Source organism: Petrocella atlantisensis, assembly GCF_900538275.1.
GTDB classification, from domain to species: domain Bacteria; phylum Bacillota; class Clostridia; order Lachnospirales; family Vallitaleaceae; genus Petrocella; species Petrocella atlantisensis.
Genome location: NZ_LR130778.1, coordinates 3,100,306 through 3,119,247, shown reverse-complemented (window position 1 = coordinate 3,119,247; position 18,942 = coordinate 3,100,306). Strand labels below are relative to the sequence as shown.

Annotated in this window: 11 protein-coding genes; 2 read left to right on the top strand and 9 right to left on the bottom strand. The window is 37.9% G+C overall.

Going from position 1 to position 18,942, the window contains the following annotated elements; genetic code table 11:
• The first annotated feature begins 282 nt into the window (after nt 1-282).
• Nucleotides 283-1,233, top strand: a complete 951-nt coding sequence (locus tag PATL70BA_RS14340; RefSeq protein WP_125138019.1) for a GGDEF domain-containing response regulator — start codon at nt 283-285, stop codon at nt 1,231-1,233.
• A 93-nt stretch (nt 1,234-1,326) separates the two neighbouring features.
• Here PATL70BA_RS14340 and PATL70BA_RS14335 read toward each other — a convergent pair whose 3' ends face one another.
• Nucleotides 1,327-1,812 carry a response regulator gene (locus PATL70BA_RS14335; protein WP_125138018.1) on the bottom strand — a complete coding sequence of 162 codons (486 nt, stop codon included), beginning with the start codon at nt 1,810-1,812 and terminating at the stop codon, nt 1,327-1,329.
• Nucleotides 1,772-3,220 carry a MocR-like pyridoxine biosynthesis transcription factor PdxR gene (gene pdxR / locus PATL70BA_RS14330; RefSeq protein ID WP_243116022.1) on the bottom strand — a complete coding sequence of 483 codons (1,449 nt, stop codon included), beginning with the start codon at nt 3,218-3,220 and terminating at the stop codon, nt 1,772-1,774. The genes PATL70BA_RS14335 and pdxR overlap by 41 nt, the downstream gene beginning before the upstream one ends.
• Nucleotides 3,221-3,362: 142 nt before the next feature.
• Between pdxR and PATL70BA_RS14325 the strand changes: the two genes are divergently transcribed.
• Nucleotides 3,363-4,127, top strand: coding sequence for an ECF transporter S component (locus PATL70BA_RS14325; RefSeq protein ID WP_172596263.1), 765 nt, complete (start codon nt 3,363-3,365; stop codon nt 4,125-4,127).
• Between the two features lie 122 nt (nt 4,128-4,249).
• Here PATL70BA_RS14325 and PATL70BA_RS14320 read toward each other — a convergent pair whose 3' ends face one another.
• From PATL70BA_RS14320 to PATL70BA_RS14290, 7 genes are all read right to left on the bottom strand, one after another.
• Nucleotides 4,250-5,854, bottom strand: coding sequence for a CTP synthase (locus PATL70BA_RS14320; RefSeq protein WP_125138015.1), 1,605 nt, complete (start codon nt 5,852-5,854; stop codon nt 4,250-4,252).
• A gap of 113 nt (nt 5,855-5,967) precedes the next feature.
• Nucleotides 5,968-7,353, bottom strand: a complete 1,386-nt coding sequence (locus PATL70BA_RS14315; protein ID WP_125138014.1) for a S41 family peptidase — start codon at nt 7,351-7,353, stop codon at nt 5,968-5,970.
• Between the two features lie 21 nt (nt 7,354-7,374).
• Nucleotides 7,375-8,865, bottom strand: a complete 1,491-nt coding sequence (locus PATL70BA_RS14310; RefSeq protein WP_125138013.1) for an S-layer homology domain-containing protein — start codon at nt 8,863-8,865, stop codon at nt 7,375-7,377.
• A 14-nt stretch (nt 8,866-8,879) separates the two neighbouring features.
• Nucleotides 8,880-11,852, bottom strand: coding sequence for an S-layer homology domain-containing protein (locus PATL70BA_RS14305; RefSeq protein ID WP_125138012.1), 2,973 nt, complete (start codon nt 11,850-11,852; stop codon nt 8,880-8,882).
• 336 nt (nt 11,853-12,188) lie between these two features.
• Nucleotides 12,189-12,611, bottom strand: a complete 423-nt coding sequence (locus tag PATL70BA_RS14300) for a DUF1934 domain-containing protein (RefSeq protein WP_125138011.1) — start codon at nt 12,609-12,611, stop codon at nt 12,189-12,191.
• A gap of 11 nt (nt 12,612-12,622) precedes the next feature.
• Nucleotides 12,623-13,678, bottom strand: coding sequence for a D-alanine--D-alanine ligase family protein (locus PATL70BA_RS14295; protein ID WP_125138010.1), 1,056 nt, complete (start codon nt 13,676-13,678; stop codon nt 12,623-12,625).
• A gap of 281 nt (nt 13,679-13,959) precedes the next feature.
• Complete coding sequence (locus tag PATL70BA_RS14290) at nt 13,960-18,876, bottom strand: Ig-like domain-containing alpha-2-macroglobulin family protein (protein WP_125138009.1); 4,917 nt, start codon at nt 18,874-18,876, stop codon at nt 13,960-13,962.
• Nucleotides 18,877-18,942: the final 66 nt, after the last annotated feature.

Genomic DNA, 18,942 nt, shown 5'->3' with positions numbered 1-18,942 from the left:
TATACTAGCTCATTGTCGCTTAGGTAGCTTAAATAATAGTCTCTAAATCTACCTAAAAACTGCCGGTAGTCGTTCATCTATATGTTGTACGCGAAAGTTCAACTATATGTTATAATACTAAAACCAATTATACCATATTAATTTTTATTGTAAAAGTTTTTGTATACCCACAATATATTAGTATTGTCCTATATTATTTATATTAATTTTCATGATGCTATTGTAATTTTTACAAAATGTCGATAGAATATATAAGAACAGATTTCGAGAGGCGGAAACACAGTGGAAAAGATTTTTAAGATTATGATTGTTGAGGACAGCAAGCTATACCAAAAGTACTTAACGGATCTCATGATCAAAAACCATTATGAATATATATGTGCTTTTAATGGCCTAGAAGCCATAGGCTTATTAAGAGAAAACAAACCTGACTTAATATTGCTGGACGTCCACCTTCCCGGTTGTAGCGGTTACGATGTTTGTAAACATGTCCGTAATACACCTGATACCTATCACATACCGATTATTTTCATTACTTCTAACAATGATCAAAATGATATTGTGACAGGCTTCCAACTGGGAGGCAACGATTATGTCACAAAACCTTTTAATGAAACCATCTTAGAATCTAGAATCACCAATCAACTTGATCATGTCTACAATCGTAAACTTCTAAATAGTTATATTCAAGAGTTAGAATCCATTAATACCAAGCTAAAAGAAGAAAAAGAACACTCCGAATACTTGGCTTCAAGAGACCATTTAACCGGCCTCTATAACCGTCGCTTTATACAATCCACTTTAAAGGAACTTCTACTTGATCATCAACTGGATCAGACTTCAATTTCCCTTGCCTTGTTTGACATTGATGATTTTAAGTTGGTCAATGATCAATACGGTCATCCTTGCGGGGACTATACCTTGAATGAAGTTGTAACACTTATCCAGTCCAAAATTCGTGATTATGATTATTTATCACGATGGGGTGGTGAAGAGTTCTTGTTGGTCTTGCCTCACACCACCAAAGAATCCGCTCTACCTATTATGGAAAGAATCTTAAACACAGTTGATGCACATACCTTCACATATGATAAATATAGTTTCAAGCTAACGCTAACCTGTGGGCTGTCTGATTTCAAGCCCAATGAGAAGTACATATCGATCCTAAACCGTATCGACGAAGCTTTATATGAAGGAAAGCATACCGGCAAAAATAGAATCATTATTAAATAAACCAGTATTTTGCATTGGTGCAAAATACTGGTTTTTATATGCCATATCGTATGAAGTTCCGATACTCGCTCAAAAAGGCTGACTAATTCCTATCTATAGTTCTTCACCACAGAAGGGACAAAATACGATATGAAGGTTAAAGGCTGAGATATCAGCATTACAATGGTCACAGAATCTTTCTTCACCTTCACGCCTGTTTATTTTTTTCTCCATTATTGTTTTTGAAATACTGGCATCGATTCTCCTTAAGAGATCCTTCAAAGTAAACATGCTTACCGGTGTTCTTAAAACACCGTCTAATATATTTTTCTTAACTTCATCTTTTTGAATCATACTGCTTGAAGAAAGTAGACAAATCATATCCGGTTTGTCCTTTTTTATTTGTTCAATAAGCTGGTCGCCACGTATTTCATGCATAATATAGTTTACCACAATGAGTTCTGGCTCAAACTGTTCCACTTGGTATAGAGCATCGTACTCGTCTGCAAGCTCAACTTCATAGTTAAGCTGTAAAAGTAGATCTTTTAATATTAAGCTTTCAAATAAGGAATCGTTTACCAATAGGGCTCTTTTCATCATAAGTCTCCTTATACATCATTAATACCTTCCCCAGTTCCTTGATGCCGCCTTCCATCCTCTTCTCATCTATACCACGATAACCTAAGATGAGATAGGGTTTTGACGGTTTTTTATTAATACTTCTATAAATACCCAAACCACTTATGCCGATGCCATTATTCTCACAAGCCCTAACTACCCCTGCCTCATTCCATCCGTCAGGCAGCTTCAACATAATCTGCAAGCCAGCCTTCCCATGTTCGGGAATAACCTCTTTTGGTAAATGTGCTTTTATATATTTTAACACATTCCCTTGTTTCTTTGCATAATAATTTCTAATTTTTCTGACATGCCGATCAAAATCTCCTGACTCAATGAGTTTTGATAATGCCAACTGTTCTAACTTAGACGCTGTCTGGGAGAAATATTCAATATTCTTGGCATAATGTTGATTTAATACACTTGGCAATACCATGAAACTGATGCGTATGCCAGGTGCCAACACTGTTGAAAAAGAACCGAGATAAATAACACGGTCCCCCTCATCGAGGCTTTGCATCGCTGGTATAGGTTGACCCTCGAATCTCAGTTCAGCATTGTAATCGTCTTCAATGATATAACCATTCACTTTCTCTGCCCAGTTTAGCAGCTTCAGTCTATTATCTACCGGCATAATGGTTCCGGTTGGAAATTGGTGTGACGGACTGACATAGCATAACCTCACTTTTTTCATATAAAGCAAGGCGATATCAATGCCTCTCTCATTGACATCAATCGGTACGGTTTTTAAATGACTATAATCAAAAACATGTTTAGCCTTATTAAACCCTGGGTTTTCCATACCAATATCATCCAGTTTTAGGTCATCAAAAAGTTTTACTAATATGGTTAATAGAGGGGTAATACCACCGCCTATTACGATATGGTCTGGTCTTGCTTCTACCCCTCTTGTACTATAAAAATGTCTGGCAATAGCCATGCGTAAAATATATTCACCTCTTGGGTCACCGTGCTCATATAACACATCTACCTCATAGTTCATCACATGGTTAAGATGCTTCTTCCATAGTTTATAGTCAAAACTGTCTTTTGCAACATATTCACTTTTAAAATCATAGGTATATTGCTCCTTGGTTTTTTGTAATACATCTTCAGTTTTCTTGATTTTTCTCCCTATTATATCTTCGATTTCCGCTACATAATAGCCTTTTTTGGGTATACTTAGTATATAGCCTTCAGCTAAGAGTTGGTTGAAAGCATTCTCAACACTATTGCGACTTATACCTAAATGATTCGAAAAAACTCTAACAGATGGCAATTTGTCATTTTTCATTAATCTACCTTCAACAATCTCTTTAATAAGATAATCGTGAATCTGCATGTAGATGGGTTTTTTTAACCCATAATTAATTTCCGGTGTGAGTAACATCAATCTGTCCCCCTTATTATAATCATAACTGGCACTTTTAAACAGGTCAATTTCATTATAGTATAAGTTTATTCAAGTGTCAAAACAAGAAAAAATTCAACACCATCGTTTTGACATAATAAAACAAGTTAGGATGATTCTTATGAAAAACACAACAAAAACTTTGACCTACTCCGGTCTAATGGCAGCGCTTACTTTTATCAGCACCAGTATCTTAAGCTTCCCTTCTCCATTTACCGGCGGTTATATCCACATTGGCGATGCACTTGTACTTAGCAGTGGTGTTGTCCTTGGTAAGAAAAACGGCGCATTGGCTGCCGGAATCGGGTCCGCTTTAGCTGATATTTATTTGGGCTATGCTTCCTGGGCCCTTCCCACATTCATCATTAAAGCTCTTATGGCGTATGTGATTGGTTACATGTTTGAGGACCTTGGTAATTTTAAAAAAACAGGCTTTATAACTGCCTTCTACAGTTTCTTGTGGGTGGGTTTTGGATTCTTAGTACGTGGTTTAATCGCATCAAACCGCATTGTCGATGCTACACAAGACCTGATTACTGAAGAAGTCATCGCAAATGAAACTGAGCTCCTATCGACGGTTCTCTCCACACAAAACATCATACTGGCTATTGCTTTACTGTTACCTCTAGCTCTGTTCATTGTTTTTGGTATGAGTCGTTTTAAGCCTTCTATTGCTATGCACTTTAATAAAATAAGTGCATTCATCGTTGCCGGCTCCGTCATGGTTATTCTATACTACGGGACTTATGGGGTTATGTATGGCAATTGGATCATACCGGTATTTAGTATCCCTGCTAATATGGTTCAATTTGCTTTCGGCCTTACCTTAGCCACTTTGATGCTTCCCATTACACTACGATTCCAATTGCCCAAAGAGGAAGCATAGTATTAAACGCATCCTTCACAGATAAAAGAACAAACACAAAAAGCCCTTCATCATTATTGATGAAAGGCTTTTTGTCTATAGGTTTATCATTATATATTGCATATATAAGCTCAACTATATAGCTATTTCAATTTAACCATACTGGCACCAACGAAGTCTTTGAATAATGGATGGGCACGGTTGGGTCTAGACTTAAATTCCGGATGGAACTGAACCCCTACAAACCAAGGATGGTCTTCTATTTCAACCATTTCTACTAATTGATCATCAGGTGATAATCCAGTAATCAGGAGTCCGTGGTCAACCAATTTGTCACGGTATTCATTGTTATACTCATAGCGATGCCTGTGACGTTCGTAAATAAGCTCATCCTCATAGGCTGAGTAAGCCTTAGAACCTTCTATAACTTTACACGGATAAGCACCTAAACGCATGGTCCCTCCCAGTTCATCGATGTCTTTTTGTTCCGGCATCAAATCAATAACAGGGTATGGTGTTTCAGGGTCTAGTTCCGAACTGTTAGCGCCTGCCATTTGTAATACATTTCTTGCATACTCAATAACAGCACATTGCATTCCAAGGCATATACCAAAGAAAGGTACTTTTTTCTCTCTTGCATATTGTACAGCCAATATCTTACCTTCAATGCCGCGATCACCAAAGCCTCCAGGTACCAAAATACCATCAACTTTGCTAAGCATCTCACTAATATTATCTTGTGTGATTTTTTCCGAATCAATCCAGTCTAAATCTACGCGAATACCGTGATGAATACCTGCATGGTTAAGGGACTCTACGATAGATATATAGGCATCATGAAGCTCTACATATTTCCCTACTAGACCAATGGTAATTGTCTCTGTACGGTCTTTTTCTCTCTGTACCATTGCGGACCATGCTTCAAGGTCCGGTTCCACGTTTTCTATCTCAAGATGTCGACAAACGATATTGGCAAGGCCTTCTTTTTCAAGCATCAAAGGTACTTCATAGAGTGTATCCGCATCTAGATTTTGAATGATGCAGTCTTTTTTTACATTACAAAAGAGCGCCATCTTATCCCGCATATCTTGGGTCATTTCATGTTCAGTACGACATACCAATATGTCCGGTTGTATACCTATTGATCTTAATTCTTTTACTGAATGTTGTGTTGGTTTTGTTTTCATTTCACCTGACTTGGATAAGTAAGGTATTAGGGTTACATGAATATAAAGTACATTTTCCCTACCCACATCACCAGCAACTTGTCGAATAGCTTCAAGAAAAGGTAGACTTTCAATATCCCCTACTGTTCCGCCAATCTCAGTAATAACAACATCTGAATGCACGTTTTTCCCTACTCTATAGACACGGTCTTTAATTGCATTGGTGATATGTGGAATGACTTGAACCGTCGCCCCAAGGAATTCACCTTTACGTTCTTTATTAAGGACAGACCAATAAAGTTTGCCTGTGGTAATATTGCTGTATTTACTTAATTTTTCATCAATGAAACGTTCATAATGACCAAGATCAAGATCTGTTTCAGCACCGTCTTCTGTTACAAAGACTTCCCCGTGTTGGTATGGACTCATGGTTCCGGGGTCTATGTTGATATAGGGATCGAATTTTTGTATGGTTACTTTCTTGCCTCTAGCTTTTAAAAGCCTACCTAGGGATGCAGCCGTTATGCCTTTCCCTAAACCAGATACTACGCCACCGGTTACAAATATATACTTCGTCTGCATGTTTCACCTCTTTGACTTATGCTTCAAATTAATCTGTGCCCATTCTATTTCAAAACAACTTCTATATTTTAGTACTTGCCCACTTAGAAGTCAAGAAGATTTCTATTTTTCTTCTATAGTCCCATTTGTGTCATTAATGTTTCTACAGCTTTATCCAGTTGCAAGTCTTTTTCACTTTTCTTTTCCATAAAAGCCTTATTCAAAAGATCCTGAGTTAAGTAATCACAAATACCATATACATACACTTTTTGGTCGCTTTGAAATTGTTTGATGGCTTCAAATGTCTTATTGTCATATAAGTCATCCGGTGTGCCCACTTCATAATCTAGAAAAGCAAGTATGCTTTCCACTTCTAAGATCTCTGCATGCTTATCATGTGGATAGAATTTACTTGTCTTCGTTAAATAACTTGGATACTCAACAAGTATATCCGGTGTCACACCAATATCATTAATGGGTTTATTGGATCTAGAGTAAAAAGTTTCTTGTGTTAATTTCACGACAGCACCATCGTCTAAAGTATATAAATATTGAGCCAAACCTTTGCCATAAGTCGTTTCTCCAACGAGGCTTCCTATACCGGATTCACTAATGGCTGCCGCTACAAATTCTGTAGCAGATGCACTGTTACGATTCACAAGGGCAACAATCTTAAAGCTGGGATCTTTTAGTTCTGAGTAGTAAACAATCTCTCTTCCAGTATTGTTGACAAATCGAAGTACAGGGCCTTCCGGCACCAACAAATTCGAAACATTAACTGCTGAATCTACATAGCCGCCCCCATTGTCTCTCATATCCAATAACAAATATTTTTTCCCTTCAGATTTATAGGCCTCCAAAATTGGTTCCAACTCTTCATCCACATTTCTAGTAAAACTAGAAATCTTCAAGAATCCAATTTGGTCTGCAACTGTTTTTGGTATGTCCGGGTACAACTCTGATAGATTGACTTGATCAATGGCATTGATGGTAACCTTGCCTCGAATTAGAGTCATATCAAATTCATAGCCTTGTCTGTTAATCCTAAGACTAACTTCTGTACCTTCTTCTCCAACAATAATGGTAGCCGCTTCTGAAGGTGTTTTACCAACCAGTGAAGTTCCTTGAGCACTGACAATCTTGTCATGAACCTTTAACCCATTCTTATATGCGGGTCCATCTAAAAATACCCGTTCTATAACGACATAGTCACCTTCTTGAATCAAGGAAACGCCAATGCCAACATAAGAATTGTTAAGCGTATCTGTGAATGATTCCGCATTGCTGGCGCCAATGTACATAGAATAAGGGTCCAGTACATCAAAAACGCCATTCATGGCTGCTTCAAACAGCATTTCCGGGGTTATTTCGTCGGCATTGATATGATTACTTAGTATCATCTGCATAACGGTCTCAAGTCGGTTGCCATAAGTATTACCTTGCTCAGCACCGTAAACCGGTGATAACGATATGGCCATAACCAATAAAAATACGGTTGCCTTTTTAATCCATGATTTCATAATTGGTCTCCTTAAATTTGCTTATTTACGGTAGTCTTCTCCAATATCTGATCGTAAGTAGTCAATTAATCTATTAATGATTGCGGCCGCTTCTGATTTAGATATCCATTGCTTTGGTTTGACCCTGCCAAGCTCATCACCTTTTATGATACCAAGCTTGTATCCGGCCATAATCTCTTTTTTTGCCCATGATGAGATGGTCGCATCGTCAACAAATGGGGTCATCGGCGATTGGGTTACGCCAAGACGCTCCAAGCCTATAACGCGCACATATACCACAAAGGCTTCTTCTCTATTAATTGGGCGATCCACATCAAAGTTCTCACCTGTTCCTTTGATGAGTTTCTGGTCATATGCCGCCATAATATAAGGATAATAGGGATGTGTTACTGGAACGTCACCAAAGATGACCGTCTTTGGACGTGTGGTGTATTTTGAAATATCAATATTCATAGCAAGACAAAGCGCCTTAATATAAGCCCCTCTGCTGATTGCTTCATATTGCATGCCACTATGAGGTACTTCTGTGAATACTTCCATGCTGTAAAGCTTTTTAAAATCAGCCTCTGCCCAGTGTCCTTGTAAAAAGTCCAGGTTACCGGGAATCGGTAGTTTTTCAATCTGATTGGCCATTTTAATTGAAATACGACCATATTTCTGACTGTTGGTCAGATTGCTGTGATAAGAAAGCACTTCATAGGTCAAATTACTTTCACTTTCCATACGTTGATTATACGTCCCGCCAAAGCTAATGGCAAAGGGTTCTGTCGCATCATAATAAATGGTTTTTTTAGCTTCATGAACAGTTTGAACCCTCACCTGCATGTTGCCCGTGTTACCTTCACCTTTGGAAATACCAATGTTTCTCTCCTGGGTCTCAATTTTAGACCAGGGTTGATCATAGCCATAGTTACTACCATTACTTGTTAAGGTTACCGGATTACCATCACCATCTAAGAACTTAGCCACATATGAAATGGATGTACTAAAGTAAGCAACGCCAGGCGTTAAATCCTTAACACCTGACTTTGAAAAGGAGGATCCCACTTCATCAAGGGTATAGGTTGTATCACCTAAAGTCACTTCCTCTTCCCAACCGGTTAAGACTGAGTTGGTGATAATCTGGTTCTTAAAATCCATATTATTATTCACTTTATAGTAAGTTGTAAAGGTTAGAGTTCGATCAAGCTCACCTTCACCCTCGACACTCGTTGCTGTCACTGTGTAAGTTTCTTTATAACTGCCTTCTGTTTTTGTTTTTGTCACACTGTCATCATTGTTGATGGTTATGGTACCGTTAAATTCTGTCGGCACACCGGATAAAAAAACAACTTCTTTATATTGATACGTTCTGGTTTTATTCGTGGGTATGGTGACATACCTTTCAATGGTTTTCGGAAGATTGCTACCTTCTGATATGCCACCCATATGACCCATGTCGCCTTCTTTACCATACACACTTTGGCTAAGAAGAAGCGTCATCATTATGCCGATTATTATAAGTCTTTTCATGACTTTCTTCCTCTCTAATCTTCTACAAACAGGATATAACCTGTTGCTTGTCGGTTATCTGTTAGTTTCAACTGTTCACTTAGATCTACCGTTACCATAGCTCTAATTCTATCACCAAGTTCCAAGTCTTCTATATCTATAACCTGATTGTTCTTGATGATGACGGATTCCGTCACGATTTCAAGTGTCGCATAATTGTTCTTAAAACTTAGTTCTGTCCATAATTTTGTGGCACTGTCATATACCAAAGCATCTTTTATACTTATGGTGTCATCCCCGTTAATGCCATATATCTCTCCTACAACACCTTCTGTTGCATACGGATTTTTAATCAAATGGGTGGCTTTGGTACCCTCTGCGATTATGGTATAAACTTCATCCACTTTTGATAGTTCCGAATAATCGATGAAGTCGCTAAGAGGTATACTTCCGGATTCATCCATGATCATCGTATCGTAAGAAAGTGTGAATTCTCTTTGTATGGGTGAGTAAATCCAAGTCATATCTTTTAGTATCGCTTGAGATTCAACTTTCACCTCACGGTTGGTTTCAATATTGCTGATACGCCCTCTAAAAACAGATATGGCATCATTATTAGGTTCAGGTAAAACATTGACAATAACAGCCCTACCCTGACCGGCTAAGACAACTTGTGCATAATCTGGAGATAAGATACTACCTGTGGATACAATATGATCGTTTTTAAGTACAATCGTACCAGGATTGACTCCAATATCACCCACAGAGCTTATAAGTCTTATGGCATCATAGCCGTTAGAATAACTCACATTGGTTGAAGCCAGAACATCATCTCGACCGTCTTCGAATACGATTTTTTTGATTCTCTCACGGTCATAGTGTTTTTCTGTTACAACATAGGCTTGCATCGTATCTGTTCTTAAAAAACGATCCGCATAGCTTAAACTAATCTGATTGCCATTATGGAAAATCTCAACACCTGCTCCTGACAATTCTAAATCTGTCATCGGATTATAGCCACTCCAGCCGGTTTTAGTCAAATGATAACTGTTTAATAGACTTAAGGTGCCTGTTGCCATATTCATATAGCCTAGATCGCCTTTATAAATTCTTGCATAGATATTGCCATAAGGGTCTACGTCAATCTGTTTTACAGTCTCTACGACTGTACCTGGGGCAAGAACACCTTGATTCATAAGGATTTTTATCATTTGCCCTACTTGGAGGTTACCGACACCAATATTTCTTGATGAACGTAACACCGGCACAAAACCGTCCACATTTAATGAACCAATGGAACCGTCCCCATAGTTGACTCTAATATTAACACCATTTGCGCCATAAGATACCATGGATACAATCTCTCCGAATTTGACATTGTAATTGGTTTTTGCGCTAATGGCTTCTATGTATTGGCCATTGCTGCTCATTAGCAAATGAACAACATCACCCACCTCTATGGCTTCAATACCTGTATCTCTCTCATCAAATCCATACTCAGGAAAAATCTCGTCAATATATCCGATTTCATCTTCTAGATCATAATAATTTTGTTTCTCAACACGTACTTGATCCTTGTTGAAATATTTTGTGATTTCGCCACCATCCCATTTTTCAATGGTAATAAAATTGAATTGTGTATTGATTTCTTTTACAATACCGCTGACTTCTGATGATAGAGGTGTTGCACCTTCCTGGTCGATTTTGGTCACCAGATTATTTTGAATGGTTAATGTTATGGTCTCTGATACCGGTGCATTGTCAATAGATCTGTAATACTCACCTATTTTTATCTGCCTTTCTTCAAGGTCATATAGGCCAACAGATAGTGTATACGTTAGCGGTACGCCTGAAGTATTTTTAACAGTAATATTACCATTATCAATGTCTATCAGTGGTTGAAGGACACCTTTTACTTGTGTGGTGGTTATATCACCTTTAATGACGACATATTCCATTTCAAGTGTCGTGTTATCAACAATATAGGCGATACTCTGGCCTTCTCTTAAGGAGGATAAACCTCTTACGCCATTTTGACCTAGTACCGGTACGTCTAACCTTGATATTTTATTTTGCTCATTGGAGGTAACAATCAGATCTACTTGATCCACTAAACCTTCATCGTTACGAATGAGTATGGTTCTTTTGCTTTCATTGTTAATAGAACCGATAACGCCGGCATCACTAATACTACCGACTATACCGCCTTTTACAGTCTTATCAAGGGTTTCATACAGAATGTCATCAATATTTGCAATGACTTGCGCCATTTCTGCTCTTGTCAAACTCCCTTTTGGTCTGAATCGATCTGCATCACCGACCATGATGCCTGCTTGCATAACTGCTTCAACATAAGGCACAAAGGCTATATCTATGCTTTGCCAGTCACTGAGTGTAAATATCTTATTATTGACGTAAATAGGTTCAATACGACCCGGATTAATAATATTTATCGCTTGTACCAACCACATAGCCACTTGTTCCCGACTGACATTTTGCGCACGAATAAAATTAAACTCAGGATCCAAGGCTTCTTGGTCGAGTATAAGTCCGTCGTCTAACTCCAACTGAGTAATCAAACCATTATCCGCTGCCACCTGCAAATAGCCTTTTGACCAGATGCTAAGCAGACCTTCATCTTCGCCGACCTCAAGGTTCTCCGCTGCTTGATTGGCCGCCGCCTCAAGTCCCACAACTCTAAGTAGAAAAGCTAAGGCTTCTTGTTTTGACACATTCCCATTTGGCCTATAGCGCATTGCGTTATTTTCATTATAGCCTTTTACAATCGATAGTGCACCTAATCTTGTGATTGGGTCTTTTGCCCAATGACTTACAGGCACATCTGAAAAACTCAGATTATCGGATATGGTTTGACCAAGTACATTGGCCGTATACACATTAGCAACGGGATCTGATAGGATATCTCGATCTGTCACCGCCATGCTGGTCCATGAGGACTGCATCACATATATTAAGCATAATAAGATGATCCATCTTTTTCTATTCATAATTACCTCCGAATCGATTTTTGCACATAAGGTACATATTCCATGGTTAGAGGCTCATTACTATGTTCTGACCCTTAACATATGGTTAGAGGCTCATTACTAAGTTTCTCTAATTGCATATCATATAGAGTTACGTTGATGCGTTCGTAACTTTATATGATATGCAAAAGTTCAACTATATAGTTCTGACCCTTAACCATTATATCGGCAAATGACCTCATTTTGTCTATCTTTTATTCATGACTATTCTATTACAAAATCTTGTATATCAAGCTGTTGTAGTGGAATAAAAGAAAATGAGCTGACTCGAATAATCTCAGAGACAGCCTCTTAACTTTACATTTGATTGGTCACCTCAACTTGAAAGTTGGATGCTATGGCGCCAGTATGGTTCACTTCTATATTATAAGCTACATTAAGCGTCACTTTATCGATTTCTCTATGAAACTGAATGTCCGTCGTCCTAAGAAAAATCTCAAAAACGCCAAAGGGTGTTTCATATGGGGTGAAATGTTCTTGGTTTTTCTCAAATATAAGTTGAGTATTGGTCGCACCAAATCTAAGCACACTCACCTGTGCAGCATCTATCTTAATAGTTGTAGATGTAACCACATCTTCATCAAGGGCCGTATCCTCATACTTTATGTATGTTTTCCCATTTTTCTCGAAATACTGTCCCGTTGTAATCATTTCAATGGCATCATCCTCGACCAAACTTCCTTGGATGCCTTTGACCTTTATAAGTACATTCTTATTCATTATGTCACCCACTAAATACAATCATCTATCGCAAGCTGAATCAAATGGTCAATCAACTCACTTCTTGTTATCCCCTCAGCCTCTATCAACATCGGATACATACTGATATCTGTAAAGCCCGGGAAAGTATTAATCTCATTAAAAACAACTTCACCGGTAAGGTCCTCAATGAAAAAATCCACCCGTGAAAGTCCACGTCCGTCAACTGCTCCAAATATTGCGATGGCTGCTTCTCTAATCCGCTGTCTGGTTGCCTCCGGCATATCTGCAGATAGAATCGTTTTTGACTCAGGGTTATTGTATTTTGAATCAAAGTCATAAAAGTCATCTGCGGATAAGATTTCTCCAACATCGGATGCTTTGACCTCTAGGTTGCCAATAACCGCACATTCCACTTCTCTACCTTGTATATGCTCTTCAATCAGAACTTTTCGATCATGTATAAAAGCATTCAACAGCGCTTCATGTAAGGTAGCCCCATCCACAGCTTTGGACACACCAATAGATGACCCCGCATTCGATGGCTTAACAAATACCGGATACCCTAATTCATTGGCTACTTCTTCTTCAATTACTTCTCTGTTATAACTTTCTTTATAAACACCTATATATCTAGCCTGGCGGATAGCAAGAGGTTCTACAACCAGCTTGGTATAGAATTTGTCCATAGATACAGCTGATGCTAATACACCACAACCTACAAAAGGAATCTTGGCAAGCTTTAGTAAGCCTTGAATAGAGCCGTCTTCCCCATATAAGCCATGTAATACCGGTATCACAACATCTACTTTGAAATATTCCAAACCTTTTTCTCTATGGATTAACAGAGACTTAAGTGTGGCATCCGGTAAAAGCATTGCTGGGACTTTACTTTTTTCCCATTTTCCCGATAGAATATCTTCCTTACCACCTTCAACCAAGAGCCATTTACCTTCTTTTGTTATACCAACCACTTTGACTTCATAGCAGTTTTCATCCATATACTGAAGAAATGTCAGTACCGACTTTTTTGATATATCATGTTCTGTCGATTGTCCTCCAAATATTACCACAACATTCTGCTTCATTTTATACCTCTATTAGCACTTAGCTATTTTCTATAATATTAAACCTATGAATATTTCTTACCTTCTACATTCTATATGCTTTTTTCCAATTATTCAAGTGCCGTAACCCATATATTTTTTTACGATTTCAATTCTAACATTGATTTCTAAGAGATATAAGATGATTGATTCTGAGTGCATTGATGACAATAGGCGTTAAATAAAGACAAAAAAAGTCAGACGATCCGTCTGACTTTTCCCCTTTTAATGCTATGCTTGATCCTACATGAGCTTTTCTTTTTTTATGGCTCAATGGTAACAGTTGTACTGTCACCAAGATTGAAACTATCTTTTATCAACATACCTTGAATCATAGTGGCATCTGCTGTAAAAGAGCCTGATGAAATCACCCTAGCATAATAGAACATTGGCCTATAATTTTCTGTATCTTTATATATACCAAACTTCACACTTTGATCTTCAACATCTCTATACCAGTAGTTATGATCTTCCAATCCGTAGTCCCAAGGATTCTTCATTGGGACCAGACCGGATGGTGCATAATCTGTGATCGTATAGCTTTGATCGATGGCATTTTCATCAATTTTCCAATCTATAATTACTTTGACGATATCACCGGTCTTAAAGTTCCATTTTTTCTCTCCGGTTTTATAATCTTCATAACTTCTCGTAACCGATACCTGAGCATCCTTCTCTCGATTAATAAGATCATAGCTGTCATAACTTGCTACTACAACTACGTCTGATGTCACATCTACGATTTCAAAGGCATCCATTCTACTAGATGGCAATGTTACAGAAGTACCCCACCAATTATTAAAATCTACATCATAGTTCACACCATCATAACGATATGTTAATGTTGCTTCATTTTTATTGGCTGTTTCTAAACGAAGATCTATAAACTGAATAAGGTCCAAATGGTTCAAATACGTTTTTGAATGTCTTGAAGTCACATAGTCAAACATCGCCTGAGCATCTTCATCATTTAACATGGCGAGTAGTGGAAGCACCATAGATGTATGTCGAATCTGACTTTCCTCATCACTTGCATAGATGAGTCTCGCCTGATTGTCAAAACGCTCCACATGCGGTTTAATAAACTCTCTGTATTGTTTTTCAGCCATAAAATCATCACCAAGACTACCATAAGCCAAAGCTGCAATGATATGATCTTCAAAACTCAGATTGCCGGATATTACATAATCATTTAACTCAAGCAGCATTGGCTCACCCAGCCTCGCTAATCCATAGATCATAAGTCCCTTTGAGCCCGTGTTTTTCTTAAACAGTCCATTATATAGATATGCTTTTATTTCTGCAATCTGCTGGTCATTTTCAAGATAATTGACCATTTTGACTGTTGTAGCAAGGTCTACTTCACTGTAAGGTAATAATGCTATACCACCTTCGTCTAACATATAATCCGATAACTGAACGTCTACCTCTGGCACTTCAATATTAAATATTGAACTCAGTCTTTCTTGTACCACTGATGCTAAGTAGGCCTGGTCTACTCTTTTACCTTCTGAATAGTAAAGATTGTATAAAGTTGATATGTATTGACCAGCTGAACGATCTGCAAAGGTTAGAGTTGTCATACCTTCTAGACCTGTTTCTAATTTCAAATTCTTTGTTGCAGGATAGGTATCGGTAACAGCCATCTTCTGATAAGTCTTCACGACACGAATGCTTTCTACATAACTGTCTGTTAAACCGGATTTTGTCTTTGCTGTTATGCGTATCCTATAATCACCTGCTTCCAGTTTCCATAATGGAAGACTGATCTTTTCAAAGGCCTTTCCTTCACCCGCAAAAGTGTAATCCATGTCTTCACTTACTATTTCATACTCTATTGCCTCATCTTCTTTTAGGGCATTACCATAACCGGCAACATTTATATAGGGTTGGTCCCCAACAAGATACGTCTGATTGATGACCGGATTAATGAAGAATGGCAAGGTTACTTTTAGTTCTTTTTTCTCTGAACCTGCATACAAAGTTTCTGATAGGGCAGATGTTGTAATACGCCATGCTGTTACGTTGTCCGGTAGCTTAAAACTGATTTTTCCATAACCTTGATCATTAAGCTTCAAATTCAAGAATAAAGCTGTATCTTTGAATTCAGAACGCACACTTAGATTGCCTGTATCTGAATCCAGAGCCATAGAAGTAGGATGTTCTGCTGCAACTTCAGTTTTGGCCATATCCATGCTTTCTTCCATCATACCGTAGCCTCTTAATCCACCAAAGATAGGACCGTTTGGATATTGACTGTTATTGTGTGAGCCTTGTTTTATATGAATACCACTTGAAACCATGCCGTATAAACTTTCTAGTGCATCGATTTCCTGCTCACTTAGTGCAAATAACGCTTCATCCACAATACTTAAGTTAGCTATACCATCTGGTAGGTTACGAATAACACCATTTTTGTCTTTGTAAGTTGCTTTAACCTCTATGGTTGCTTCTTCACCTGGCTTATAACTTGTTTGATCTGTTGTAACTTCCAAATCAACCTTAAAAGTCGCTTTATCCACTTCCACATTCAAGCTTTCCGTTGTTACATAGGTCTCACCGGTAAAACTAATACCTGTGACTTCCACATTCGGCATAAACGCTTTTTTGAAGGTTGTATCAAGATTAGGTTGATCTGTAATACTAATTTCTTTTACACCATTCGTACCAAACATGGTCAAATACTGATGACCTGCCAAATTACCGGCATTATCTTTGAGCAATAATTTCATGGTTTGGTCCAAATCATAGCTTTCTTGATCCGCCTCGATATATGCCCTATTGTCAGCTACATATTCAAATATATCATGGTCATTAAAATAATGGGTTTGCTCTATTTTGCGTCCTTTTGTATCTTGTGTTTGTATAACGAGACTATAGTGCACAAAATCTTCTTTAGGTAGTGTCAATTTCACTTCTGCAACACCTTTACTGTTGGTTATAAATTCAACGGCTTGATAGTCAGTTGTTACTAAATCGTACTCATATTTTTTTACCGCTACCTTGTGGATGAAATCATAGCTTTCTCCGACTTCCTTCTTCACCCACTCGTTTTTCTTGACAATACCTTTTATGACATGTCCTTGTACGGCTTGTCCTAGGAAATCATTTGAATCCTCTGCCGTACCATTATTTAAGCGTTCTAAAGTAATACTATTTACACTGGCTTTAATGGTAGCATCAGTTTCATTCAAAGTTGATTCAATACCTACGTGAATATCATTGGCAAAAATTCTGATATTCTGTGAATCATGGATTTCTCCGCTTTCCGGAAGGATTGCAAATATATTAATCCCTCCATAATGATCACCTTGATATTCTGCATCATAGATAGGTGTATACACAAATTGAGCATTGCCTTCTAGATCCGTTGTAACCTGTCCTTGGGCATGACCAATACCATAAACATTGTATTGGACATCAATGCCAGAAACCGGCGTACCTTCAAAAAAACTGGTGTTTACATTAACATTTAAGGATTCATCAACAAACATAGCTTCCTTATCTTTAATCATATCCATCTTATAATCCGGCTTGACGTACTTGTCAACTGTTATATGATGGGTCGCCAATGTTTGATCATCCATTATGATGTTCACCTGATAACCACCTGGTTCGAGATTCGGTAGTTCTAATGTACTCTTATAAAAGCCATTTTCAAGTTGTACTTCTCTTGTAACCAGTGGAATCTGTTCCTCCATTCCCGGCCAATAACTTCTGAAAAACCAATTTTGTTTGTTTACTTCGACTCGAACTTTACTGGGATAATCTCCTGTTTCCCTGTTTTGAAGAAAACCAAAAAATTCTACTTGATCATCCGGTTGATAGAGACCACGATCTGTTTGAAAATGGGTCCAGTAATCCTGTTGATCAAATCTATACCCTTTATACTGATAATTCAAGCTTTCCATATTGTTATAAGACATATGATAAAAAACCATGTCTTCTGTGAAATTGTCTTCAAATACTGCCAGACCTTCTTGATTGGCTATGGCTGTTGTTGATGTATCCATGACAGATACTTTCGCGCCTGTGGCCGGTTTTTTTGTTTCTAGATCATGCATCCAAAAATAACCGTGAGTATGATCTGCAAAATAATAGTAGCTTAAATCCGTAATCTGCACGAATGTCTGGAACTGCATATCTTCCCATGATGATTGAACCACGTAAAATCCAGGCTCTAGCATCGTTGGTAGTCTAAGATTATCTTCATAACCATCCGGCGACGCCAGATTCTGTTCAAATTCCAATACTTTTTCAAGACTTGATGTTCCGCTTTCCTCAGGTACTTGATTAAAATTGGACCATACCGGATAGTTGCCATAGGCTTTTATTGCCTCTGAAAAGCTATCGATTGAATCATAAGCATAAACTTCTGAGGTGATTTTCATTTCTGCATTTTTATCATAAATTGAAAAATTAAATGGTATGAATAACGATTCTTTCGACGAGAAGTCGTTTAACAATCTTCTGTAATTAAAATAGCCTTTTGGTTCTTTGAAAAGTCCACTATCACTTGAAGCTGTCTCAAAAGAAAACTTATAATCCGTCGTCAGTGTTTCGTCAGAACCTTCAAGAGGTAAACCTGCTTTGACCGTAATTGTGTATAAGGTTTCCGGTTCAAGTTTCTTAGGTACAAATACCATGGTATTACCATAGGATTCAAAGTATCCGTTTACCATTGGGTCTATTGAAAAATACTGTGACAGGTCTTTTACTTTCCCATTAAAATACAATTCAATACCACTATCTGTTGGTACACCAGTTGATTGATGTCTTGGCAAATTACCAATAACCGAAAAGAGACTCTTTGTCTGAAACACCCATGAAGTCTTCCCTATCATAAACTTATATACTTGATTCTCCTCTAAAGGCTTCGTAAAATTAAGCACCAGTTGTTCGTCCACTTCTTCAAGTTCAAACGCCACTTCCGGTTGTATGACCAACTGATCTTTAACTTCATCTAAGGTCATTTCCCTTCCCTCTTCGAATCCAATCAGAAAATCAGTTGCTACATCAATCCCTCTATCATCGAAGGATGTGGGGGATAATGACACACCATCTCGAAAACTTTCTGCATAAACATAACTTGATTTGTTCCCTGTAAAATATTGATAACCAAATATACCTGTAATCATAATAACGATCATTGTGAAACTAATGATGACTTTTTTATCCATTTCTATCTTCCTTCCCAACTTATAATTGATTAAAGCCCAACCTTCCGCATAAAGCAACTAGAATCG